Here is a 24,178-nt window from a genome sequence, read left to right as displayed (position 1 = left end):
GGATTGTGAGGATCGTTGCGCTAAAGGAGAGCCACCCCGGCGAGACCAGGGTGGCGATGGTGCCCGACCTCGTGGGCAAGTTCGTCACGCTCGGTTACGAGGTCGGGATCGAGCCGGGCGCCGGGGAAAACGCGTTGCTGTCAGACGACCTCTACACGGCCGCCGGGGCAGTGGTCTCCGCCGACGCCGTTGACGACGCGGATGTTGTCATTTCCGTCCAGCCTCCCGATGAATCCGTAATCCGCCGTCTGAGGCCCGGTGCCGCCACAATTTCCTTCTTACCGGCGCAGTCGTGCTTGCCGCTGATCTCGCTACTACGCGAACGTCACGTCACCTCGTTCGCCATGGAACTCATCCCGCGGATTTCTCGCGCCCAGTCGATCGACGCGCTGACGTCGCAGTCATTGGTCGCCGGATACCGCTGCGCCATTGTCGCGGTCGAGGCGTTACGGCGGTTCTTCCCGCTCAACATGACCGCCGCAGGCACGGTGCCGCCGGCCGAGGTTGTCGTACTCGGCGCGGGAGTGGCTGGCCTGCAGGCGATCGCGACCGCCAAGCGACTCGGCGCCGTTGTGCGTGCCTACGACGTACGTCCGTCGTCCGCGGAGGAGATCGCGTCAATGGGCGCGCACCCGATCGACCTCGAACTCGAGACTCTCGAAGGCGCCGGCGGCTACGCGCGCGAGATGAGCGAGGACCGCGCCGCCCGTCAGCGCGAGCTGCTCACTCCGTACGTGGCCGCCGCCGATGCACTTATTACGACGGCCGCCGTGCCCGGTCGCGAGGCGCCGCGCCTGGTGACCAGGCAGATGGTCGAGCAGATGGCGCCAGGCTCGGTTGTCGTCGACCTGGCGGCGGACTCCGGCGGCAACGTTGAAGGGTCGCGGCCCGGTGAGACCGTCCAGATCGGGCATGCGCAGGTCTGGGGCGGGTCCAACGTGCCGGCTCAGATGCCCGGTCCCGCATCCCGCCTATATGCGCAAAACATTGTCAACCTCGTCACGCTGATGACCGCGGACGGCGCATTCGCGCCGGACTTCGAGGACGAGATCGTCGCGACATCCTGCGTGACCCACGGCGGCGACGTACGGCATGAGCCCACTCGTGCACTGCTGGAGGGGGAGTCGCAATGAGCGAACCGATGGTCTGGCTGACGATCTTCGTGCTGAGCATCTTCGTCGGCATCGAGGTGATCTCAAAAGTATCCACGACTCTGCACACTCCGCTGATGTCCGGCGCCAACGCGATCCACGGCATCATCCTGGTCGGCGCCATCCTCGTCACCGGATTCGCACATAACACCGGACAGTTGATCTTCGGCCTGATCGCCGTCGTACTCGCATCTATCAACATGGTCGGCGGGTTTGTCGTCACCGACCGGATGCTGCAGATGTTCACCCGCCGCAAGCCGCGGGCTAAGGAACTGACCCATGAGTAGTACGCCGACCTGGGTCCAGTTGATCTATCTCGCCTGCGCTGTCTGTTTCATCCTTGCCCTCAAAGGACTCTCGTCGCCGAAACACGCGCGAGCGGGCAACCTACTTGGCGCCGTCGGCGCGATCGTCGCGGTTGTCACGGTTTTCTTCGCGGCCGATATCAACCACCTGGTACCGATCCTGATCGCGATCGCGGTCGGCACTGTCATCGGCGTCATCGGCGCTCGCAAGGTCCTGATGACCCAGATGCCGCAGTTGGTGGCGCTGTTCAACGGTGTAGGCGGTCTGGCTGCCGCGGTCGTCGCGTTGCTGGAGCTGTCGGACCGAGTCGGCCACGGTGGTGAGCCGAAGTTCGACCTCGCGATGACGGCGTTCACAATCCTCGTCGGCACAGTGTCATTCGCCGGCAGCATGCTCACCTTCGCCAAGCTACAAGAGCTGATGACATCGCGGCCGGTGCTCTTTCCCGGTCTGCCGGTGTTGTTCGGGCTGGCCATCATCGGCGCCCTCGCCCTCGCGGTCTTCGTCGTCACCGACCCGATGGTTTGGATCGGCATCGCACTCGGGATCGTCGGGCTCGCCCTCGGCGTACTCCTCGTGCTTCCCGTCGGCGGTGCCGACGTACCCATCGTCATCTCACTACTCAACGCGTTCACCGGCCTTACCGTCGCGGCAGGTGGTTACGTCCTCGGCAACACGGTCCTGCTGGTCGGCGGCACACTCGTCGGCGCCTCCGGAACGATCCTGACCAAACTGATGGCCGCCGCCATGGGCCGGTCGGTCGTCAACATCATGTTCGGCGCGCTGAAAGGCGGCTCGACGCTCGGGGCGGGCACCGTCTCGGATCGTCCGGTCCGCTCGGCTGGGCCCGAGGACATCGCGATTCTACTCGAGTACGCGAGCAAGGTCATCGTCGTACCGGGATATGGACTCGCCGTCGCGCAGGCACAGCACACGCTGCGTGAGCTCGTCGACGTACTGACCGCACGCGGCGTGGCCGTCGACTACGCGATCCATCCCGTCGCCGGCCGGATGCCCGGGCACATGAACGTGCTGCTTGCCGAGGCGCAGGTGCCCTACGAGCAGCTCAAGGAAATGGACGACATCAACAGTCAGTTCAAGCAGACCGACGTCGTACTTGTCGTCGGCGCCAACGACGTGGTCAACCCGGCGGCGAAAACCACCCCGGGAGCGCCGATCTACGGAATGCCGATCCTCAACGCCGACGAGGCTAACCAGATCGTCTTCCTGAAGCGGTCGATGCGCCCCGGGTTCGCCGGGATCGAGAACGAACTGCTCTTCGATCCAAAGACCACGCTGCTGTTCGGGGACGCGAAAGACTCACTGGGCAAACTGCTGAACGCCGTGAAAGCGCTCTAGCCGGTAGGTTCCCGCTGATCGCGCGTTAGCCGAGGAGTTCGGCCATGGTGCGCAAGGTGTCGGGACTATCGCCGCGAACCATCATCGTGGTGATCAAGGAGTCCTGCCACCGCGGCAGCTCGTCCTTGATCTTGGCGCGCGGACCGACGAGGGCAATCTTCTCGACCATCGCGAGCGGCACGGCGGCAATCGCTTCCTTCTTGTGCCCGGCAAGGTAGAGATCCTGGATCTTGGCGCATTCGGCTTCGAAGCCCATCCGAGCGATCACGTCGTAATGGAAGTTCACGCCGCGCGCGCCCATGCCGCCGACATACAGCGCAAGGTGCGGCCGGATGTTGTCGGCGGCGGCCTCGACGTCGTCCTGAATATGGACCGAGACCATGCAGGGCACCTCGAAGTCCGCCGCCGTACGCCGTGCACCCGGCCTGGCGAATCCTTCCGCGAGCGAGTCGCGGTAGTGCTGGTCATCGGTCGGGGAGTAGAACAGCGGGATCCAGCCATCCGCGATTTCCGCTGACATGGCTACGTTTTTCGGGCCTTCCGCGGCGAGCATGATCGGCATGTCCGTGCGGATCGGGTGCAGCGTCGAGCGCAATGCCTTCCCGAGTCCGGCGCCGCCTTGCAACGGGAGCTGGTAGTGCTTGCCGTCGTAGGTGAGCACCTCGCGAGCGATAGCGCTGCGCAAGATTTCGACGTACTCGCGGGTACGTGCCAGCGGCTTCGGATACGGCTCGCCGTACCACCCCTCGACAACCTGCGGCCCGGATGCGCCGATGCCGAGCACCACCCGGCCGCCACTGAGATGGTCCAGCGTCATCGCCGCCATGGCCGCCGCGGCGGGCGTGCGCGCAGACAGCTGGATAACCGACGTGCCGAGCTTGATCTTTGAGGTGTGGCTGCCGATCCACGCCAACGGTGTCAGAGCGTCCGAGCCGTACGCCTCGGCCGTCCAAACTGAGTCGAAGCCGAGATCCTCGGCAGCGGTGACCGTCTCAAGCAGGTTGTCCGGTGGGCGCGATCCCCAGTAGCCCAGTGCTAGACCCAGCTTCATGCGTGTCTCCTCTATTTGGATGGCGCGATGTCAATGCCCCGGGCGCACAGTAGCAGGCACTGGCGCGCACGCCTTTCGTGCCGGTTCCGCCTCCGCTAGGCTGCGATTGATCAATGATCATTGGTCTGGACGGGAAGCTGGCGCGATGAACACGGAATTGGCCGACGTACCCGGCATCGCTGCGGGGCTCACCGAACTCTACAAAGACCTCCACTCACATCCAGAACTGTCCTTCGCCGAGCACCGGACCGCAGGCATCGTCGCGACCCGGCTGACGGCGCTCGGATATGAAGTCCAGACAGGCATCGGCGGCACCGGTGTCGTCGGAGTCCTGCGGCGGGGCGAGGGTCGCACGGTGCTGCTGCGTGCCGACATGGACGGGCTGCCGGTGCTCGAGGCGACCGGCCTGGATTATGCGAGTACGGCGCGCAGTACCGATCGCGACGGCCGGGACGTGCCGGTGATGCACGCATGCGGGCACGACATGCACGTCGCCTGTCTGCTCGGCGCCGCCGACGCGCTCGTACGCCGTGCCGATGCGTGGTCGGGCACTCTGGTCGTGCTCTTTCAGCCAGCCGAGGAGCAAGGGGCCGGAGCGCTCGCCATGGTCGCAGATGGGTTATACGATCGCGTGCCGAAGCCTGACGTCGTACTTGGGCAGCATGTTGCGCCGGTCGCGGCCGGGCTGGTCGGAGTTCACGCCGGCGCCGCTTTCGCAGCAGCGGACTCGTTCGATGTGCGACTGTTCGGTCAGGGTGGGCATGGGTCGCGACCGGAGACGACGACCGACCCGATCGTGATGGCCGCGGCGACGGTCATGCGCCTGCAGACAGTGGTGGCCCGGGAGATTACGCCGAGCCAGATGGCCGTGCTGACAGTAGGCCAGATCCATTCGGGTACGGCGAACAACATCATTTCCGACGAGGCGATGCTCGGCCTGAGTTTGCGATCGGCGGATGAGTCGGTCCGGACCCGGTTGAAGGATGCGGTCCACCGAGTGGTGCGAGCGGAGGCTCAGGCCTCGGGCACGGACCGCGAGCCCGAGATCACCCTGAAGGAGTCGTTCCCGGTGCTCCGCAACGATGCGGCAGCCACGGCGCGGGTGAATGTGGCGTTCCGGCAGACCTTCGGCGACAGCATGGTCGTTGACCCGGGCACGGTGTCCGGTAGCGAGGACGTCGGTCAACTCGCCACGGCGGTGGAGGCGCCCATCGTGTTCTGGCTATTTGGCGGTACGGACCCCGACAAGTATCGGGCCGCGGTCGCGGCCGGGACGATCGAGCGCGATATACCGTCCAACCATTCGGCGTACTTCGCCCCACAGATCCGCCCGACGCTTGACACCGGGATCGCCGCACTTATCGTCGCGGCTCTGGAGTGGCTTGGGCTGAAGTAGCCGGCGTAGCGCGACACGCCGCTCATTTGATACGGCGCTCATTCGAGGTTTTGTAAACCGCTGGAGTGTGCTCAACAGCGCGGGAAGGCTTGAACTCTCTTCCACTTTCAATCTATAGCGCACCCCGGGGCTTGCGGCAAGCCCCCAGCAGTGCCGCACAATTGCCGACCGGAGCCAATCCTTCGGAAACGGGAGTTGTGTAATGCGGGTGTTGTTATCGATGGCGGCAGGACGGCTGCGCAAGGTCGTGAGCGCGTGAGTGCAACGACGGCGAGCGCGTTTGACCTTCCCGACCACCTCGCGCCCAAAGCCGACCCGGCGTTGATCGCCGGCGACGAGCGGCACTTCGCGGCGATCGCGCGGAGTCTTGAGCAATCGATCTGCGACCTGTCCGACCGCCTCGAAGTCGAGCTCAAGGCGCCAGCCGGCGAAGGTCAGGAGGCGATGGATCGTGACCTCGAGGTCCACCGGCTGTCGTCCCGATTGCGTACGCTGCGCCGCTACGGCCTGGACCTATGCCTTGGACGGATGGTCGGCGCCGACGGCACCGAGCCGGTGTACGTCGGACGACTTGGACTCACCGACGGCGCCAGCCGCCGCCTGCTGGTCGACTGGCGATCGCCCGCGGCCGAACCGTTCTTCGGCGCGACGCATGCCGACCCGATGGGTCTGACAAGTCGCCGCCGGTATCGCTGGACCGGCGGCCGAATCAGCGACTACTGGGACGAAGTGTTTACCGCGGACGGCCTGGAAGGACGCGCGGCGCTAGATGACCAGTCCGCCTTCATCGCCAGCCTTGGCAGCGATCGATCGCCCCGCATGCGCGACGTCCTCAGCACCATCCAAGCCGACCAGGACGCCATCATCCGCGCCGGATCGGGCGGCGCGCTCGTCGTCGACGGCGGTCCCGGAACGGGAAAGACCGTTGTCGCTCTGCACCGCGCCGCCTATCTCCTCTACTCGGATCCGCGTGTCGGGCACCACCGGGGCGGCGTTCTTTTCGTCGGTCCACATCAGCCCTACCTGGCGTATGTCTCCGACGTACTGCCCAGCCTGGGAGAAGAGGGCGTGCAGACGACCACAATCCGGGACCTCGTGCCCGAAGGGACGACGGCGACCGCCGAAACCGATCGCGCGGTGGCACGCCTCAAGTCAACGGCGGACATGGTGCGCGCGATTGAGCCCGCGGTCGGTATGTACGAGAAGTTGCCGACAGACGGGGTGAGTGTCGAGACCCCGTGGGCCGACGTCTGGATCAGCACCCGAGACTGGGCCGAGGCGTTCGAGTCGGCCGAGGCGGGTACGCCGCACAACGAAGCGCGCGACCAGATCTGGGACGCACTACTCGCGATTCTGGTGGACAAGCTCAGGGTCGGTCTCGACGACGCTGTGGAGACCGGCTGGGACGACGATGACGACGATGACCAGTTCGACGCGTACGGGCGCGGCGGCGCAGATCCCGACGACAAGCTCCGCAGGTCGCTCACGGCGAACCGCGAGCTGGTGCGTGCCTTTGGACGGGCGTGGCCACTGTTGGAAGCGACCGACATAGTGGGGGACCTATGGTCGGTGCCCGACTACCTGCGTATGTGCGCCCCGTGGCTGGCGCCCGAGGAGGTGGCCGCGCTGCGGCGAGCCGACGCGCACGCGTGGACGATCTCGGACCTACCCCTCCTGGACGCGGCGCGGCAACGGCTCGGCGACCCCGAGATCTCCCGTCGCCGTCAGCGGCGGGAAGCGGCGTTTGCCGCGGAGCGCGAGCGCATGTCCGAGGTCGTAGACCACCTCATCGCCACCGACGACTCCGATATGCACGTGATGTCGATGCTGCGTGGCCAGGACTTGCGGGCGGCGCTCGTCGACAACGCGGCGCATCCGACCGCCGATCCGGACCTGCTCGCCGGACCCTTTGCGCACATTGTCGTAGATGAGGCGCAGGAACTGACCGACGCCGAGTGGCAGATGCTGCTACTGCGCTGTCCGTCGCGTAGCTTCACCGTCGTAGGAGATCGCGCGCAAGCCCGACACGGCTTCACTGAGTCGTGGCAAGAACGGCTCGAACGGATCGGCCTCGACCGCGTCAGCTTGGCGTCTCTGAGCGTCAACTACCGGACGCCGGAGGAAGTCATGGCAGAAGCCGAGCCGGTCATCCGAGCAGCCCTCCCAGATGCCAACGTGCCGACCTCGATCCGCAGCAGCGGTATTCCCGTCGTACACGGGCCGACGTCGGATCTGGACTCGATCCTTGAGATCTGGCTCGCAGAGCACGTCGAGGGGATCGCCTGCGTGATTGGCGATCCGACGTTCGAAGCGACCTCCCGCGTCCAGTCATTGACCCCGGAGCTGTCCAAGGGACTCGAGTTCGACCTCGTCGTTCTGATCGACCCCGAGTCGTTCGGCGGAGGTATCGAAGGGGCGGTCGACCGCTATGTCGCGATGACCCGCGCGACACAGCAACTGGTCATCCTCACTGGCTGAGGTCACCTAAGCCTCGTTCGGGTCGCCGGGGTCATCCGCGCCGTCGCGTTCGTCGCGGTCGGCCCATTCCAACAGCGGCCGCAGCGAAAACACCGCGTCGTCGATGCCGGCATGCAGGTCACCTAGTTCGGCATAGCGACCAGGCACCGTCGCGATCGTGCAGTCCCGAGGCTCTACGTCGTCGATCTCACCCCAGCGGATCGGCGTCGAGACGGTCCCCTCCGGGTTGCCGCGCACCGAGTACGCACTGGCGATGGTGTGATCCCGGGTGTTTTGGTTGTAGTCGACGAAGAGCTTGTCCGGCGCGCGATCCTTGCGCCACCAGGTCGTCGTGACGTCGTCGGGCGCACGGCGTTCGACCTCGCGGGCGAAAGCTAGGGCCGCTCGGCGTACGTCGGAGAACCCGTACTCGGGCTCGATTCGCACATATATGTGCAGGCCCGATCCACCGGAGGTCTTCGGCCAGCCGACCGCGCCCAGCTCGTCGAGCACCTCGTGCGCGACATGGGCCACTCGGCGTACTCGGTCAAATCCACAGTCCGGCATCGGGTCGAGATCGATCCGCCACTCGTCCGGAACCTCGACATCGGTACGCCGTGAGTTCCACGGATGAAACTCGACCGTCGACATCTGCACCGACCAGATCACGCTCGCCAACTCGGTCACGCACAGTTCGTCGGCGTGCCGGCTATAGCGGGGGAAATAGACCCGGACAGTCTGCACCCAGTCCGGCGCGCCGCGCGGCAGCCGCTTCTGATGGACCTTGTCGCCACTGATACCCGAAGGGAACCGGTGCATCATGCATGGCCGCTCGCGTAACGCCCGGACGATGCCGTCGCCGACACCGAGGTAGTAGTTCGCGAGGTCGAGTTTGGTCTCACCGCGCGCGGGAAAGTAGATCCGCCCGGGGTTGGAGATCCGTACCGTGCGCTCACCGACCGCGAGCTCTATTGCCTCTGACTGTGCTGCTGGCGGAGTCATGCTGCTCAACCTATCTCCAGACGCGATAGTCTTGGATAGACCCACCCGAGGAGACTACTGCTGCTACGGGTCCGTGGATCGGAGTTGAGATGCCATCGCGCGAAAGCGTAGACATTGCCGTGCCGCAAAGCATTGCCGTCGTCGGCGGCGGGCGGCTGGGCACTGTGCTGACGCGGGCGCTTCGGGACGGCGGCGTACGGGTGGCCGGGCCGTTCGGGCGCGACGCCGTCATCGGTACGCCGGACGCCGTCGTGCTGTGCGTCCCAGACGACCAGATTGCGGTCGTCGCGCCGGCGTACGCCGGAATAGTCCCCCTGATCGGGCATACCAGCGGCGCCACGCCATTGAGTGTCATCGATGCGCCGGGCTGCGCCGTGTTTGGCATCCATCCGCTGCAAACATTTATCGGTGACGATGGACCGGAGCGGTTCTACGGGGTCAGTTGCGCGATTGGGGGTACGACGCCGACGGCGCTCGATTTTGCACGCAGACTTGCTGGCATGCTGCACATGCATCCATTCGAGATTAACGATGAAGATCGTCCGGCGTACCACGCGGCGGCCTGCGTAGCATCGAACTTTCTCATTACCCTGCAGGACGCCGCCGAACGGATCGCGCGCGGCGCGGCAATCGACGCACCGACCGCGCACGAGATGCTCGTGCCGCTGGTGCGGGCGGCAGTACAGAACTGGGCGGCGCGCGGGCCGCGTGCGGCACTCACTGGACCCGTTTCCAGGGGTGACCATGCGACGGTCGCACGTCAACGCGCCGCCATTGGGCGAGTGGCTCCCGAGCTGCTCACCCTGTTCGACGTATTCGTCGAACGCACCCAGGCTCTCTCAGAGCAACCGGCCCCGTCCGAATGACTGAGCGAGCACGCAGATAAGGCGACCGGAACCGCGGTCACAGGAGGTAACAACTATGAGCGTCCGACCAAGCACCGATACGGTGCCGCGGGCAGCACGTACACCATTCGGCCTAGCAAGCATGGCCGAGAAGAAAGCAAGTGGCGAGCCGATCGTGATGGTCACCGCCTACGATTTTCCGAGCGCGCAGGTCGCCGAAGAAGCCGGCGTCGACGTCGTACTGGTAGGGGATTCCGGCGCGATGACGGTTCTGGGATACCCGAGCACAGTTCCGGCCACCGTCGAGGAGATGCTGATGCTGTGCTCCGCCGTACGCCGAGGGCTGTCGAGTCCGCTCTTGGTCGGGGACCTACCGTTCGGGTCATATGAGGTCAGCGACGAGCAAGCCGTGCGTACCGCGCAACGCTTCGTCAAGGAAGCCGGCTGTGACGCGGTGAAACTCGAGCGCGGCGGTACGTCGATCCAGCGTGCCAAGGCAATCGTAGAGTCCGGGATCCCGGTCATGGGACACATCGGCCTGACACCGCAGACTGCGACGGCCTTAGGTGGCTACAAGTCACAGGGGCGTGACGCCGTCCGTGCGCGCGAACTCGTCGCGGACGCCGAAGGTCTGGAGGCCGCGGGTTGTTTTTCGATCGTGTTCGAGGCCATTCCATCGCAGTTGACCGACGTGATCATGAAGCGTCTGAGCCTGCCGGTCATCGGCATCGGCGCCGGGCCCTCCACTGACGGGCAGGTACTCGTCTTCCACGATCTGCTGGGCATGTACGCCGGACACGCGGCCAAGTTCGTGAAGCGCTATGCCGAAATTCGCGGCCAGATGATTGCTGGCGTGACGGCCTATACCGATGACGTACGCAACGGGCGATACCCGCAGCCCGAGCATGAATACACAATGCGGGACGAGGAGGTCGTAAAGTTGCGCGAGTTACTCGACTGACAGTCAGCGCGCGACCGCTGCCGTCCGGCGTTTCGGTTGCGGACGGAGTGAAAGCCGGGTTATTCTGCACTGTCTAGATGTATGGCGGATTCGGTGCGTGGGGCCTTCCACGGTTAGTCGTTTGCTGCCGAACGGAGGCCGACCATGGGGGGATCCGGCAACTCCAGACAATCTGTCTGGCCTGCCGCGTCCCGTGCTGTGCAAAGCCTGCCTCGCAGATACCGGAACTTCGTGATAGTGGTCCTCTGCTTTGGGCTCGCGATCGCGCTCTGTGCGGGACCTACTTCGGCGCGGGCATCATCGGCAAACGCCTCTCAGTTGCCTAGTAAAAACGTCGGTGATCTCTATAGCCCCCGTGGGTCACACGGCAGCGCAACGGTGGTGGCGCAGCCCGACGTCACAGTGGATCGGCCCGCCATCTCGATGCCACTGACGCCAGACCTTGCGCCCGCCGCGGCAAACCCCGTTGCGCCAGCTCCTGCCGCCGGCGGGACAGTCTCTGCGGGAACGCCATGGAGTTCGCCCGACGATATCGGGTGGCAACGTGCCCGCGGCGCCGTGTTGTCCACCGCCGTCGCCGTGGCGTCCAAGTCTGGGTCGTCAGGGTCTGGATTCAGTGCGGCCGGCGCCGTACACCTTGCGTCGGAGGCGACGTCGACGCAGCCAACAATGTGGCAGCACACGACATCTGGTGACTCCTTGGCGCAGCCGGCCACATGGACGCCGACGAACCGCGCAGGCCTGAGCGGGATCACGCTCGCCTCGGACGAACAGTCCAGCAACGCCAAGTCTGAAGTCGATCCATCCGCGCCAGCACCTGCGAAGCAGGAAGATCCCGACAAGGCTCAATCACAAGGCGGACCTGGCGCCAATGGTCAAGACAAGTCCGACCAGGAGAGTCAAGGTAGTAAGAAGGGCGGCGCCAAGGTCGCTCCGCAAACCCGCGCTGCCCCGCAAACCACCGCGGATACCCAAACGGCGACAGTGCCATCGACCGACCAGGCTAAGCCCACGGACACCGCACCACCGGCGGCCACCGCGCCACCGGTAGAGACCGCGCCACCGGTAGAGACCGCGCCACCGGTAGAGACCGCGCCACCGGTAGAGACCGCGCCACCGGTAGAGACTGCGCCACCGGCGGAGACTGCGCCACCGGCGGAGACTGCGCCACCGGCGGAGACTGCGCCACCGGCGGACACTGCGCCACCGGCGGACACTGCGCCACCGACGGCCACCGCTCCACCGACGGCCACGACGTCGTCGTCGTCCACCAGCGCATCCAAGCCCAACTTGGTCTCGACGCCGACACCGATCCCCGTCGACCAACCCGCCGCAACGGTCGCTGCTCCGCCGCCGGTAGTCAGCCCGCCGACGGTCACCGGTACCGACCGCATTGTCGTGACCGGTTCCAGCGGTGACACGTGGGAAGTCACCGCCGACCCGAACCACCCGGGATTCCTGGTTATTCGCAGCGCCAGCGGATCGATGCCGGACATGCTGATCCCGATCACCGCCGGCGGTATCAAGCTCATCAATACTGGCGGGGCGATCGTATTCAGCGGCGTACTTGACGCGCCAGGTATGGACCTTGAGGTAGTCGGCACAACAATTGTGGTCAACCCCGGCAGCACGATCGACTTGGTGGCAGGCAACGGTTTCCCGAAATGTGGGTCAGACGATCATGGCGGCGCCGTTTCGTTCCGAGCACTCGGAACGCTCAGTGGTGCCATGGCCACGGATGACTCCATCCGCGTGGATGGTTCGACCATCATCGGCAGCAGCGTCAAATTCACGGCGTTCGGCTCGGCCAATGAGTCTGAGGCTGTCGGAGGCAAGTCGTCCAAAGCAAGCGTTGTCGCGCAGAGTGCCCGTTCCGGCGCAGCAGGCAGCGGTGGCACCTCGGCCGCTGCACCTCTGACAACCGATGGTCCGGCCGCACCAGGTACGCCGAGCCAGCCCGCTCCGCAGCAGCCGCTGACATCCGAGGCAATCGTGACGACCGCCGCTGCGCACTGGACCGGCGGCGACGCCTCGTCCGGGCAAGCGGACCTGTCCGACTCGATCGTGCTAACCGCTCCGGGTCGCGCCGCCATCTCGGAGACGACCACTTCAGGTGTTGGCTCCGAACTATGTTCTGCCAGCGCGCGGGGGCCTCCAGCAACGAGCGCGCCTACCACAACCTCCGGCACGTCCTCACTGCTTCTGAACAGCACAGCGCTTCTGTACAGCACAGCCCCGGTCGGCTCGTCGAGACGCCCCTCATCATTGATCGAGGGTTCCTCCGAGCAGATCAACGTCCTCGCCGCGCAGGCGGATTTCGCCTTTGCCAGCGATCGAATCTTCACTCTGAATTGCGCAAATGCTGCGCACCTGTCGACCTCCTTGCACGCCGTCCGCTCGCGCCTCATGGCGCCGCTGACGGCTGTCCTGGTCCAGGATCTCGCGGCCGTACACGCCGCATTCAAAACGACCTGCAGCACACCATGGAAGAGCTCGGGGGAGAGTGATGTGTCCGCCCCGACCGCGGCTGCCGCTATTAGCGCGGCCACGGTCGGGGCGGCGCGGATTTCCGCTGTAGGCGTCGAGGACTCCGGGGGGAGTGACGTGGTTGCCTCGGCCACGACTGCCGCCTCGAGCACAGTCGCGGCCGAGGCAACGTGGTCTTTGGACTTGATTGGAAATGACTCCGGGGGGAGTGACGTGTTCGCCCCGGCTGTGGCTGCCGCATTCTGCGCGCCATGGCCGGGGTGGCACGGAAATACGACGTGATCCGCAAGAGACTCCGGGGGGAGTGACGTGTTCGCCCCGGCTGTGGCTGCCGCATTCTGCGCGCCATGGCCGGGGTGGCACGGAAATACGACGTGATCCGCAAAGGCTCCGGGGGAGTGACGACACGAGGCGCAGGTGTTTCGGATTTCGGCGTACCGCCGTATGTTGGTGTGCAATCAGCCCAGACCCACTACCGGCGGACTAGCTATTGATGACGAATTCGACATCACCCCCGACGCAGGCTGCACCTCGGTGTGAAGCCCCAAGTTCCCAGGTACAGCCAGCATCTTTCGATCTTCCGGACCAATCGTGCGATACACACGCACACGTTGTCAGCGACGACCCGCGCTATCCGATGGTCGCCGATCGCAGCTATACGCCACCGCCCGCGACCGAGGCGGACTATCTGGCCATGCTCGACGCCACAGGGATGGGACGCGGCGTCCTCGTCCAGATCAGCGTCAACGGCACCGACAACAGTTACATGCTCACCGCGCTCCGGCACAATTCAGACCGGCTGCGTGGCGTCGCAGTAGTTGATCCGAGCATCGGCGCCAGCGAACTCGCCGACCTGCACGCAGCGGGAGTGCGGGGCACGCGGTTGAACGTGCTGTTCGGCGGCGGCGTTGGGTTTGACGGGATGGAGACGCTCGCGGCCAAGGTCGCCCCACTCGGCTGGCATCTGCAGCTGTTGGTTGATGCCCGCCAGCTTCCGGAGCTCATGCCCAGGCTCACGAAGCTGCCCGTTCCCGTCGTCATCGACCACATGGGCCACATGCCAGCCGATCTGGGTGTCGATCATCCCGCGTTCGTATCGTTGCTCACTCTGGTGCGTGATCACGGCGGGTGGGTCAAGCTCTCCGGTGCTTACCGAATAGACCCCCAGGCGCCGACCTACCCCGCGGCGAGCGCATTCGCCGCCGCCCTCGTAGCAGCGGCACCGACGCGGTGTGTCTACGGCAGCGACTGGCCGCACGTCGCTCCGCCGTACGCGATGCCCGACACCGGTTGGATGCGCAACCTGATCGGCGACTGGATCCCGGATCCAGAAGTACGCCATCTCGTCCTCGTCGACAACCCGGCGAGGCTGTACGACTTCACCGCATAGTGCTGTTGCTGCCTGAGATGAAGGGGACGGCACTGCAAAGCTGGGATTGATCGCTCGTGGCAGCGGCAAAACATCGCTGAGATACTGTCGGAGCCGGATAGGTATTTATCGACAGTTCAAGGAGTGCCGTATGCCGCTTTACTCGTTCGAGGACGCCAAACCGGAGGTCGCCCCGACGGCCTGGATCGCCCCAACCGCGGTCCTCATCGGCGATGTCAGGGTCGAGGAGAATGCATCCGTGTGGTACGGCTGCGTACTCCGCGCCGACTTCGGACCGATCATTGTCGCCGCCGGCGCCAACGTGCAGGACAACACCGTGATTCACGGCGGACCGGACAGCACGCGCATCGGGGAGGGCGCGACCGTCGGCCACCAATGCGTCATCCACGGATCGGTGATCGGCGAGGAGGCGTTGATCGGCAACGGTTCGACCGTGCAGGACGGGTCTGTAATCGGGGCTCGTGCGCTCGTCGCCGCCGGATCCCTCGTCGCACCCAATACGCAGATCCCGGACGAGACCCTCGCGATCGGCTCGCCGGCCAAGCCGACCGGCCCGCTTACCCCTGGCGCGCGGGTCTGGGTGGAGCGCAACCCATTGGCATACCAGGAACTGGCGCGCCGGCACAGCGCCTCCGTGACCCGGCTGGACTGACAGCACCCGGCCGGGCTGGTTTGGTCAACTGTCGCGGCGTACGACGATGCCCGCGGCTTCACGGTCCCAGACGTTCGCGCCGACGCCCTCGGTGCGCAGGATGTGCTTCTGGATCTTCTGCGTCAGCGTCTTAGGAAGTTCGTCGAGGAATTCCAGGTAGCGCGGCACCATGAAGTATGGCAGGCGCTTGATCAGGAATTCGGTCAGTTCGCGTGGGTCGATAGTCTCGCCCTCACGGGTCACGACGACTGCTTTGATCTCGTCTTCGGTCAGCTCTGAGGTCACACCGACGACGGCCGATTCGAGTACGGCGGGATAGTCGTTGATGACCGCCTCGACTTCGAAGCTGGAGACGTTCTCACCGCGTCGACGTAGCGCGTCCTTAATCCGGTCGACGAAGAAGAAGTGGCCGTGCTCGTCGCGGCGAAAGGCGTCCCCGGTGTGCACCCAACCGTCGATGATGGTGTCGGCGGTCTTCTCCGGCAAGTTGTGGTAGCCGCTCATGACGGTCAACGGCTCAACAGGTCGCACCCACAGTTCGCCGGCGGTGCCGACGGGAGCCTCGTTGCCTTCGTCGTCCACGACGCGCAGTTCGTAGCCGTCCCGCTGCATCCCGGCCTCGCCTGGCACGAGTTTGTCGCCGTCGGAGCCGAGCACGGCACCTATCTCGCTCATTCCGTACACGCCGCCTATCTCGACATCGAAGCGGGCGCGGAACCCCGCCACGTCGCTGGCGAGTGGCGCCATGACGGCTAGCTGGAGCGGGTTTTGGGCATCGTCGGGACGTGGTGCCTGCTGCTGCAGCATCTGGGCCATCGCGCCGAGGAGGATCGTGACCGTGACGCCATTGGCACGCACGGTGTCCCAGAACCGTGACACCGAGAAGCCCGGTTCGAGGATGCACGTCGCCCCGGCGATGAGCGCCTGATAGACGCCGTACCACTGACCGGCCAAGTGAAACAGCGGAAGCGTCACGAGTACGACGTCCTCGGCCACGGGCCGTGTGGAGTCTTCGCGAGAGCTATAGGTGTAGGAGTGCGCGTGGCTGGTCTCCACTCCTTTGGATAGCCCCGTCGTACCCGACGTGTACATGTAGGCAATAAGGTCCGAGGGTTTGACGTCGCAGATCGCGGCAGGTTCGGCGTGCAGCAGATCGTCAAACGACACCACGTCACGGCCGGGCAGGGTGTAGGCGACGGAGTCGCGGTCGGTACGGCGCACGACAACGGTCTCGAGTGTCGGTACGTCCTCGAGTACCTCCTCGAGGCGAGGCACGTACTTCTCATCGATGACCAGGATCCGGGCCGCGGAGTCGGTGAGCATATGGATGAGGAAGCGGCCCTTATACGCCGTATTGACCGGCACCTCGACCACGCCAGTCAGCCCCAGACCCAACCAAAGATGGACAAAATCGAGTGAGTTGTCGAGCATGATCGCGACCGTGTCTTGAAATTGAGCGCCGAGTTTTGCAAGGCCACCGGCGATCCGTAGCGAGCGTTCGGCGCATTCGGCGAAGGTGTATTCGCCCTCCGGTCCGCGTTGCGCGATCTTGTCCGGATGCCGATCAAGTGCTCGTCGCATCGCGTGCGGCAACGTCCGCTGATCGATCGGGGGTAGTTGCCTCATGTGTGCGCTCCTCAGGTTGTACATGTCGGTGACCGCTGACGACTTTACGACAGGGCCAGGTAAGCCGAGGTGAGCACTTATCCGCTCATGTCGCTGATTGGCGTGCGGGGTCGGCCGTGAGAGTCTGACTGACATGGCATCTACCGAAATGACGGCGACCGACCGGGACACCGGGTTCTTCGGCCAGCCGCGAGTGCTGGTCCACATCTTCGGCGTGGAAATGTGGGAGCGATTCTCGTTCTACGGCATGCAAGGGATCATGCTGATCTACCTCTACTATTCCGCTGCCGAAGGCGGTCTTGGTATAGACCAGACGACCGCTGCCGGAATCGTCGGGGCGTACGGCGGGCTCGTCTACTTGTCCACCATCATTGGCGCGTGGGTAGCTGACCGTCTCATCGGATCCGAGCGCACGTTGTTCTATAGCGCCATACTTGTGATGCTCGGCCACATCGGGCTCGCGCTGATTCCTGGCATCGCCGGAGTTGGGGTCGGACTAGTGCTCGTCGCGGTGGGCAGTGGTGGGGTCAAGGCTAATGCGACGGCGCTGGTGGGGACCCTGTACAGCGAGCAGGATGAACGCCGCGACGCCGGCTTTTCACTGTTCTACATGGGAATCAACATCGGCGGCCTTATCGGTCCGCTGATCACAGGCGTGCTCCAGCAAGACTTCGGCTTTCACTATGGCTTCGGCGCCGCCGCAGTTGGTATGGCGCTCGGGCTCATCCAGTACTCAATCGGGCGCAGGCATCTGATTGGCGCGGCGCGGGAGGTTCCCAACCCGTTGCCGCCGGCCGCCCGATCGAAGGTTATTGGTGCGGCGGTCGTTGTCCTCGTACTGATCGTGGTTCTCGCGCTCACTGGCGTCATCAAGGCGACGAACCTCGCGAATATCGTTATTCTCGTCAGTCTTGTCGCCGCGATCGGCTATTTCGTAGTGATCTTGCGCAGCAAGATTACCGATGTCGAACGCAAGCGGGTCTACGCGTTCATCCCGATGTTTATCGCGAGTGCGGCTTTCTGGTCGCTGTATCAGCAGCAGTTCACGGTCGTCACCATCTTCTCCGACAAGCGTCTGGACCGTAATATCTTCGGCTGGGAGATGCCGGTGTCGTGGGTGCAGTCGATCAACCCCGTCTTCATCATCATCCTGGCCGGGGTGTTCGCGACACTCTGGACAAAACTTGGTCCACGTCAACCGTCCACGCCCATCAAGTTTGCCGTGGGCACAGTATTGATCGGCGTCGGGTTCCTGCTGTTTCTGTTCATGGCAGGTGGCGGCCCCAATAGTGCGCCGCTGCTTGGCCTGGTCGGGATTCTGTTCGTGTTTACCGTAGGTGAGCTGTTCCTGTCCCCAGTGAGTCTGTCGCTGGCCACGAAACTTGCTCCGGCGTCGTTCCGGACCCAAATGGTGGCGCTTCTGTTCTTGTCCGTCGCGCTCGGCACGGCCGCCTCCGGCGAGCTCGCGAAGTTCTACAGTGAGAAGAACGAGGCCGTCTACTTCGGAGTCCTCGGCGCGATCGCTATCGTTATCGGCTTGCTGCTCGCTGCGTTCAGCAAATCGATCCGCGAGCTGATGGGCGGCGTTCACTAGTTTGGGTGTCGTCAGCCGACAGCGGCGCCTGGAAGTTGTCGTACCGGTGGTGGACAGTGAGAGACGGTTTACGAGAGAGGGTCGCAGATGACGAGTCACAAGACAATTGACTCTCCCGTTGGGGACCTGACGCTTGTCCTCACGGGCGACGGCGTGCTGTGCGGGCTCTATATGCGCAACCAGCGACATCTGCCCTCGGCCGATCGTTTCGGTGAGTCCTCGACGGTCGGGTTCGATCAGGTCGAGAGCCAACTCGCCGAATACTTCGCCGGTGTTCGCACTCAGTTCGACCTGGACTTGGACCCAGCCGGCACCGATTTCCAGCGCAAGGTGTGGTTGCTGCTCCGCGAGATTCCGTACGGCGAGACGATCAGCTACGCGCAGCTGTCCGATCGTTACGGCGATCCGCTTGCCATCCGCGCGGTCGCGTCAGCGAATGGTAAAAACCCGATCGGCATCATCGTGCCTTGCCACCGGGTCATTGGCAGCGACGGTTCGCTGACCGGGTACGCCGGGGGGCTGGAGCGTAAGCGGTTCCTGCTGGACCTGGAAAATCCGATACCGGCCGAAGCGACGCTGTTCTGATGCCCCGATCTCACGTCTTGCAGTCCGCGCGCGTCTGCTAAGTATGACTGTGACTGTGCGGCCGTTCGAGGACGTGGTGCGCGTCCATGGACCGACGGTGCTGCGAGTGTGCCGGGCGGTGCTCGGGCCGGCAGCGGCGGATGATGCGTGGTCCGAGACGTTCCTTTCAGCGATGCGGGCCTACCCAGCGCTGCCGGCCGGCAGCAACATCGAAGCCTGGCTGGTCACCATCGCCAAGCGCAAAGCGATCGACCAGCACCGAGCAGCGGCACGCAACCCGACGCCGGTGGAGGTCTTACCAGAACGGGAAGTGGAAGCGGCCTCGCGGTCGTGGGAGGACGAGGACGCGCTGTGGAGCGCGCTGAAGAGCCTGCCAGTCAAACAACGTGAGGCGATCGCCTACCACCACATCGCGGGCTTGCCCTACAAGGAGGTCGCGCTCATCCTCGGCAACAACGAATCTGCCGCCCGGCGCGCTGCCGCCGACGGCATGAAGGCACTACGCGCGGACCGCGATTTGCGGACGGCGTACCAGACAGGAGCAACATGAACACGAATCTGAGCGACAGCGAACTGCTCGGCGCCGTTACCGCGACCGATGAGACGCGGACCCTCGAGAGGTTGCACGCAGACCTGTCCGCGCGAGCGCAGGACGACGGGATTCTCGACGTCGCCTACCGCACTATTGATACGCCGGTCGGCACGCTGCTGCTCGCCGCAACGGTCGAAGGATTGGTGCGAGTCGCCTATGCGATTGAAGACCACGACAAGGTGCTCACGCTGCTCGCCGAGCGGATCAGCCCACGGGTGCTCGAAGCGCCAGGCCGACTGGATCTGGTCGCACGTGAGATCGACGACTACTTCGGGCATCGACGCGACGGGTTCGACGTACCGCTCGATTTCCGTCTGTCAAGGGGTTTCCGGCGACAGGTTCTTGATCAGCTTCGCGAGATTCGGTACGGCGACACCGCGAGCTACGGTGCGATAGCCGCTGCCGCGGGCAACCCCAAGGCCGTGCGCGCCGTCGGTACGGCGTGTGCGACCAATCCGCTGCCGGTCGTCGTACCGTGCCACCGGGTGGTTCGTTCGGACGGTTCGGCTGGTGGCTACGTCGGCGGGCCGCAGGCCAAGCAAACGCTGCTCACGCTCGAATCCAGCCACTAGTTCTTACGAGTCGCGGTGCCAGAGATCTTGATGATCGCGATGCGTCGATAGGTAGGCGCCGGGGTTGAAGAGCTTGTCGTAGTAATCGGTGTCGAGGTGCTGGGCCTGCAGGTAGTTCATGATCCACATTGTCGGCACCGTTCCTGGAAACTTTCCGAAGGTGTCGTCGATGTAGGTCGCCTGCAGTTTCATCAACTCGGTGAATCGAGCGTCCGGCCGTGCGGCCGCGGCACGTACGGCGCTGCTCTCGGTCCACGGTCCGGGAGTGTCCGGATGGAATGGCCCGCCGACGCCGTATTTTCGCTCGAAGTAGCTGTCTATCGCATCGCCAACCGAATCGAAGTGCGGGCGGCAGAAACCTTCGAATACGCCGGGAAGGCCTGTGGGGTTGGGAAGTGGCCAGCGTTCGTCCTCGTCGTACCGGAAGCCGAGGCCAGGCACATCGGCACGGCCGGAAGCGCCGAGCATCGTGAGCCGGTCGATACCGTCGAAGCTCCACCCGCCGAGCCCGAGCGCGCCCAGCACCAAGTGCCCGTTGTACGACGCGGTCATCAGCTCGGCGGTCGCCTCGGTCAGTGAATATTGTTCGAGGAAGGTCAACGGGAGCGGCTCGCCGACCTTGGCGATATCGGCGTACTTCTCAATCCCAGGTATCTGACGGTTGTTGATGTCGTCGTAGATGACGAATCCATTGCGCACGAAGAACGCGAGGTTGGCAATCGTGTGCTGCGCCAGATCCGCCACGGGTATGACAAGTAGCGATCCAGGGTGATTGGCGATCCAGGTGTTGTGGCCTTCGAGGAACGGCTCCTCGCGTGGGATCCAGATGCGTTCGGAACTGAGCCGCTGCGCGCGAGCCAGCACGCCATTAAGCCGTGCCTCGGTAAACCCTTCTCCTTCGGTAAAAGGGACGTCAGGGGTCGCGTCGCGAGTCGGAAGGAAGTAGGTGCCCGACTCGTCGGTGAAGAAGAACTCCACGATCTCGAATCCGGCGGCGGACGGGAATGTCCGTCCGGCCGCGCCACCGGAATAGTCCGGCAGCGCCGGTGCGTAGCGCGGATGGTGACTGATCGCCGTGTGCCAGCCGGTCACACCCGCGACCGATGCCAGCACAATCGCACGCTCAAGGTCGCTGAGGGGCTGGATGTCGTGCTCGCTCTGGTAGGCGAGTGGTCCCGCGGGAATGTGACCGCCGACGGGAAATCGTCGCGATCGCCTGCCGTGTAGGGCATCGAGAAGGCTGAACTCCGTAAGCCGGCGTAGCGCGTCGGTCTCGGCGGTGCCGATACGGACGGGAGGAAGGCCATTCTCATGCATCGGTTGCTCCGTGCGGCTGATGATCGAGGACGAAGTCGGCAATGGCGGTCGCGACCTCTGCGTGCATGGTCTCGTTGAGGACGTCATGTTTCGCGCCGGGGAACAACGCGATGTGACGGTCGGGCAGTGGTTCAGTTGCGACGAGCGTTGCGGCGTACGGCGCGACTGGGTCCTCCTCACCGTGTACGACGAGGACCGGGATCGTAAGGCTCGCGATTCGCTCTGCGACCTCGGTCCACGCTGTGGGCAGTGTCCGGCTGAGGGTGCCGAGTACGTCGGCCTCTGTGAACGCCAGCGGGTCGTTTTCCAACGCGTGCAGGTAATCGGGGTCGCTGGACAGGTCTGCTGGATCGAGATCGAGGGTGGCGTCGGCCGGCGCGTCGAAGGCCTCGATCATCCAGTCCGATCCGCTCAGTGGCGCGCCGGAGATGACAAGCCGATCGAAGAGCGCCGGTTCGCGAAGTGCGAACACCGTGGCGGCTGCCGCGCCGAGAGAATGGCCTTGGAGAGTGATCGGTCGGTGGTCCTGGGAAGCGAGGGCTACGAGTTGCGCGGCGTTGGCAACAAGATCGTCCATAGAGTCGACGTGGCCGCGCGGTCCGTCGCTCTGACCGTGTCCGATCTGATCGAGCGCCCACAGTGAAATACCGCGAGCATTGAGCGCCGCGGCGTACCTCTCGTACAGCCCGGAGTGTTCGCCGAACCCGTGCAGGAAAACGATCGTCGCTGCCGGCTCGTCGGCCAGCCAGTTGCGGTAGAACACGCGCCCGCGGGCGCCGTCGAAGAATGGCATCTTCACTCCCTGGTGGTCAGTCGCATCGCTGATACGAGCTCGACTGTCATGCTAACTGTGATCGCTTGCACTAGCTGAATTCCGGCAAGGACGAGCAACTGGCCCGCACCGGCCTGCAACGGTGGCGCGCCGCCCAGCAGAAGCCCGATAAAGGCGCCCGGCAATGTCACCAAGCCGACGGTGCGCATTTGGTCGAGCGCGGGAATGAGTGCGAGTGCGCTGGCGGGTTTCGCGACTAGCTGGATCGCATCGCGATCGGACAAGCCGATAGATAGGCCCGCATCGACCTCGCCGCGGCGGGTGTGGAGTTCTTCGCGCATTCGTTTGCCGGCGAGTGTCGTCGAGGTCATCGCGGCGCCGATGAGGATTCCGCAGACCGGCAGCACCGAAATCGGTCGCATCGGTACGGCGCCGCTCAGCAGGATCAACGCGACCGTCGGAAGAGTGCCGCAAGTGATTGGGATAAGCGTGAGATACCAGCGTTTCCAGGTGTTCTCGATGCGCCCGGAGCTGGTGGCAGCGCCTACGAGCATCATGACGATCAAGAAGGTGATCGTGCTCCACCATTGGTGCAGGACCCACACGATGATCAGTGAGACGATGCCGAGCTGGATGACTGCTCGGGCGCCGCCGGTCAGGACCGCTCGCGCGCTGCCAAGCTGCATGGCGCGATTGATCGCTATCGCCCCACCCAGCAGTACGACGATGAGTACGCCGAAACGCCAGTCGATGTTGATAGCGCTGTTGCCCACGCGCTAACCCTAGGTGCTAAACGTCGGGGTTGGCGTGTGGTCGGATCGCAAACACGCCGGTAAATCGAATAGCCGCCGCCATTGCGAGGGTGAGGATCGGGATCAGCAGCAGTGCGTGCGGGAGGCTGGTCAAGTTGGCGAGGTGGCCGATCAGCGGTGGCCCGCACACAAATCCCGCCCACCCGAGCGCGGACACCGTAGCGATCGACGTACCGGCGTTGCCACCTTGAGTGGCGAGGTCTCCGGCCGCGCTGAAGGCGGTCGGTACGACGGAAGCCAGGCCAAGTCCCAGCAGGAAGAAACCGCCAAGCGATATGGCCGGATCGCCCGCCAGCAGCGCAGTCGTAAGCCCGGCCGTCGCCACTAATCCCAGGGCTGGAAGCAGCGCGCGTGGCGAGATCCGCTGAAGCAGCCAGTTGCCCGTGAGCCGGATCAGGACCATGCCGACCGAGAACGCGGCGAATCCGTATGCGGCGTACGTCGCGCTCGTGCAGAGCGAGTCACGCAGATAGACCGCCGACCAGTCGGCGGCCGCGCCCTCACAGATCATGCATGCCGCCGCGACGGCCCCCAGGATGAGCACGGGCGCCGGGAACAGCTTGTGTCGGCGGCCTGGTCGATGGGTCAGTTTTTGATGTCCGTCCGGCAACATCGATACCGTCAGCACGCCGACGACCACCGCGCAGACGATGCCAGCGACCAGCAACTGTGCGTTCAGGGTGATCCCGCGCGAGACGCAGAAAGCGCCGACCGCGGCCCCGAGAAGTGCGCCGAGGCTCCACGCGCCATGCAGTCCGGACATGATCGGTCTCTTCAGCGATTGCTCGATCGTGACGCCTTGGGTGTTCATGGCGACATCTAGCGAACCCTGAAAGGCGCCCCATAGGGTCAGGGTGCCGAACAGTGCGAACATCGATCCCGATGTTCCGATAAGCGCACCGGAGAGGCAGTAGCCGATCAGGGACACGAGTACGACGGGCCGGCTACCGAATTTAGGCAGTACCCAGCCGGTGACCAGTATCGCGAGGATTGAGCCGATCGGAGCGCCCAGCAGCGCCGTACCGAGGGTGCCGTCGGACAGCCCGAGCCTGCCCTTGAGCTGGGGGATATGGGCTGTCCAGGAGGCAAACAGGAGCGCGTGTACGCCGAAGGTGGCGGTGACTGCGATCCGTGCGGACCGCAGGCGCCCAGTCGTCATCGATGTGTGCAAGTGCTCGGCTTCAATCCCTCTCGGCACAACGCGATCTCGACAGAATGCTACTTGTCGGCGCGGTCCGCTACGTTTGCCCG

General features: G+C 64.6%; 21 protein-coding genes. 14 read left to right on the top strand and 7 right to left on the bottom strand.

The window, feature by feature from the left end:
* Positions 1–5 precede the first annotated feature (5 nt).
* The 3 genes from CLV47_RS09175 to CLV47_RS09165 are packed head-to-tail and all read left to right on the top strand — an operon-like array spanning position 6 to position 2,816.
* Positions 6–1,133: an NAD(P) transhydrogenase subunit alpha gene (locus tag CLV47_RS09175; RefSeq protein ID WP_106348838.1), complete on the top strand. Its 1,128-nt coding sequence runs from the start codon at positions 6–8 to the stop codon at positions 1,131–1,133.
* Positions 1,130–1,438: an NAD(P) transhydrogenase subunit alpha part 2 gene (locus CLV47_RS09170; RefSeq protein WP_106348732.1), complete on the top strand. Its 309-nt coding sequence runs from the start codon at positions 1,130–1,132 to the stop codon at positions 1,436–1,438. The genes CLV47_RS09175 and CLV47_RS09170 overlap by 4 nt, the downstream gene beginning before the upstream one ends.
* Complete coding sequence (locus CLV47_RS09165; RefSeq protein ID WP_106348731.1) at positions 1,431–2,816, top strand: NAD(P)(+) transhydrogenase (Re/Si-specific) subunit beta; 1,386 nt, start codon at positions 1,431–1,433, stop codon at positions 2,814–2,816. The genes CLV47_RS09170 and CLV47_RS09165 overlap by 8 nt, the downstream gene beginning before the upstream one ends.
* A 25-nt stretch (positions 2,817–2,841) precedes the next feature.
* Here CLV47_RS09165 and CLV47_RS09160 read toward each other — a convergent pair whose 3' ends face one another.
* A complete protein-coding gene (locus CLV47_RS09160) occupies positions 2,842–3,867 on the bottom strand; it encodes an LLM class F420-dependent oxidoreductase (protein WP_106348730.1) in 1,026 nt (341 codons plus the stop codon).
* Between the two features lie 145 nt (positions 3,868–4,012).
* Here CLV47_RS09160 and CLV47_RS09155 point away from each other — a divergent pair, with 145 nt between their 5' ends.
* Positions 4,013–5,263: an amidohydrolase gene (locus CLV47_RS09155; RefSeq protein WP_106348729.1), complete on the top strand. Its 1,251-nt coding sequence runs from the start codon at positions 4,013–4,015 to the stop codon at positions 5,261–5,263.
* Between the two features lie 255 nt (positions 5,264–5,518).
* Entirely contained in the window at positions 5,519–7,741 is a 2,223-nt protein-coding gene (gene helR, locus CLV47_RS09150; RefSeq protein ID WP_106348728.1) for an RNA polymerase recycling motor ATPase HelR, read from the top strand.
* A gap of 6 nt (positions 7,742–7,747) precedes the next feature.
* On the opposite strand, the gene ligD is transcribed toward helR, so the two are convergent.
* Positions 7,748–8,722, bottom strand: coding sequence for a non-homologous end-joining DNA ligase (gene ligD / locus CLV47_RS09145; protein WP_106348727.1), 975 nt, complete (start codon positions 8,720–8,722; stop codon positions 7,748–7,750).
* An 89-nt stretch (positions 8,723–8,811) separates the two neighbouring features.
* On the opposite strand from ligD, the gene CLV47_RS09140 reads away from it, so the two are divergent.
* From CLV47_RS09140 to CLV47_RS09120, 5 genes are all read left to right on the top strand, one after another.
* A complete protein-coding gene (locus CLV47_RS09140) occupies positions 8,812–9,588 on the top strand; it encodes a Rossmann-like and DUF2520 domain-containing protein (protein WP_106348726.1) in 777 nt (258 codons plus the stop codon).
* A 55-nt stretch (positions 9,589–9,643) separates the two neighbouring features.
* Positions 9,644–10,528, top strand: a complete 885-nt coding sequence (gene panB, locus CLV47_RS09135; protein WP_106348725.1) for a 3-methyl-2-oxobutanoate hydroxymethyltransferase — start codon at positions 9,644–9,646, stop codon at positions 10,526–10,528.
* Positions 10,529–10,846: 318 nt separating this feature from the next.
* Complete coding sequence (locus tag CLV47_RS09130; protein WP_146135336.1) at positions 10,847–13,297, top strand: hypothetical protein; 2,451 nt, start codon at positions 10,847–10,849, stop codon at positions 13,295–13,297.
* A gap of 211 nt (positions 13,298–13,508) precedes the next feature.
* Entirely contained in the window at positions 13,509–14,405 is an 897-nt protein-coding gene (locus tag CLV47_RS09125) for an amidohydrolase family protein (protein ID WP_106348723.1), read from the top strand.
* A gap of 130 nt (positions 14,406–14,535) precedes the next feature.
* A complete protein-coding gene (locus CLV47_RS09120; protein WP_106348722.1) occupies positions 14,536–15,057 on the top strand; it encodes a gamma carbonic anhydrase family protein in 522 nt (173 codons plus the stop codon).
* Positions 15,058–15,081: 24 nt separating this feature from the next.
* Here CLV47_RS09120 and CLV47_RS09115 read toward each other — a convergent pair whose 3' ends face one another.
* Positions 15,082–16,683 carry an AMP-binding protein gene (locus CLV47_RS09115; protein ID WP_106348721.1) on the bottom strand — a complete coding sequence of 534 codons (1,602 nt, stop codon included), beginning with the start codon at positions 16,681–16,683 and terminating at the stop codon, positions 15,082–15,084.
* 133 nt (positions 16,684–16,816) lie between these two features.
* On the opposite strand from CLV47_RS09115, the gene CLV47_RS09110 reads away from it, so the two are divergent.
* The 4 genes from CLV47_RS09110 to CLV47_RS09095 all read left to right on the top strand — a co-directional run bounded on the left by CLV47_RS09110 (position 16,817) and on the right by CLV47_RS09095 (position 20,026).
* Positions 16,817–18,277, top strand: a complete 1,461-nt coding sequence (locus tag CLV47_RS09110; protein ID WP_106348720.1) for a peptide MFS transporter — start codon at positions 16,817–16,819, stop codon at positions 18,275–18,277.
* Positions 18,278–18,364: 87 nt separating this feature from the next.
* Entirely contained in the window at positions 18,365–18,862 is a 498-nt protein-coding gene (locus CLV47_RS09105; protein WP_106348719.1) for a methylated-DNA--[protein]-cysteine S-methyltransferase, read from the top strand.
* A 43-nt stretch (positions 18,863–18,905) separates the two neighbouring features.
* The gene (locus tag CLV47_RS09100) at positions 18,906–19,412 is read left to right on the top strand and encodes an RNA polymerase sigma factor (RefSeq protein WP_106348718.1); all 507 of its coding nucleotides are present in this window, start codon (positions 18,906–18,908) and stop codon (positions 19,410–19,412) included.
* Positions 19,409–20,026: a methylated-DNA--[protein]-cysteine S-methyltransferase gene (locus CLV47_RS09095; RefSeq protein WP_106348717.1), complete on the top strand. Its 618-nt coding sequence runs from the start codon at positions 19,409–19,411 to the stop codon at positions 20,024–20,026. Before CLV47_RS09100 ends, CLV47_RS09095 begins: the two co-directional genes overlap by 4 nt.
* Positions 20,027–20,029: 3 nt before the next feature.
* Here the strand turns inward: CLV47_RS09095 and CLV47_RS09090 are convergent, their stop codons facing one another.
* The 4 genes from CLV47_RS09090 to CLV47_RS09075 are packed head-to-tail and all read right to left on the bottom strand — an operon-like array spanning position 20,030 to position 24,086.
* A complete protein-coding gene (locus tag CLV47_RS09090) occupies positions 20,030–21,343 on the bottom strand; it encodes a hypothetical protein (RefSeq protein ID WP_177557515.1) in 1,314 nt (437 codons plus the stop codon).
* Positions 21,336–22,136, bottom strand: a complete 801-nt coding sequence (locus tag CLV47_RS09085) for an alpha/beta fold hydrolase (RefSeq protein WP_146135335.1) — start codon at positions 22,134–22,136, stop codon at positions 21,336–21,338. The genes CLV47_RS09090 and CLV47_RS09085 overlap by 8 nt, the downstream gene beginning before the upstream one ends.
* A 2-nt stretch (positions 22,137–22,138) precedes the next feature.
* Positions 22,139–22,888, bottom strand: coding sequence for an ABC transporter permease (locus CLV47_RS09080; RefSeq protein WP_202862478.1), 750 nt, complete (start codon positions 22,886–22,888; stop codon positions 22,139–22,141).
* A gap of 16 nt (positions 22,889–22,904) precedes the next feature.
* Entirely contained in the window at positions 22,905–24,086 is a 1,182-nt protein-coding gene (locus CLV47_RS09075; RefSeq protein ID WP_106348715.1) for an MFS transporter, read from the bottom strand.
* Between the last annotated feature and the right edge of the window lie 92 nt (positions 24,087–24,178).

The sequence above is a fragment of the Antricoccus suffuscus genome, assembly GCF_003003235.1.
In the GTDB taxonomy this organism is placed as follows: Bacteria; Actinomycetota; Actinomycetes; order Mycobacteriales; family Antricoccaceae; genus Antricoccus; species Antricoccus suffuscus.
Note: the sequence above shows the minus strand (reverse complement) of the source record. Positions and strands in the feature narration are given on the sequence as shown.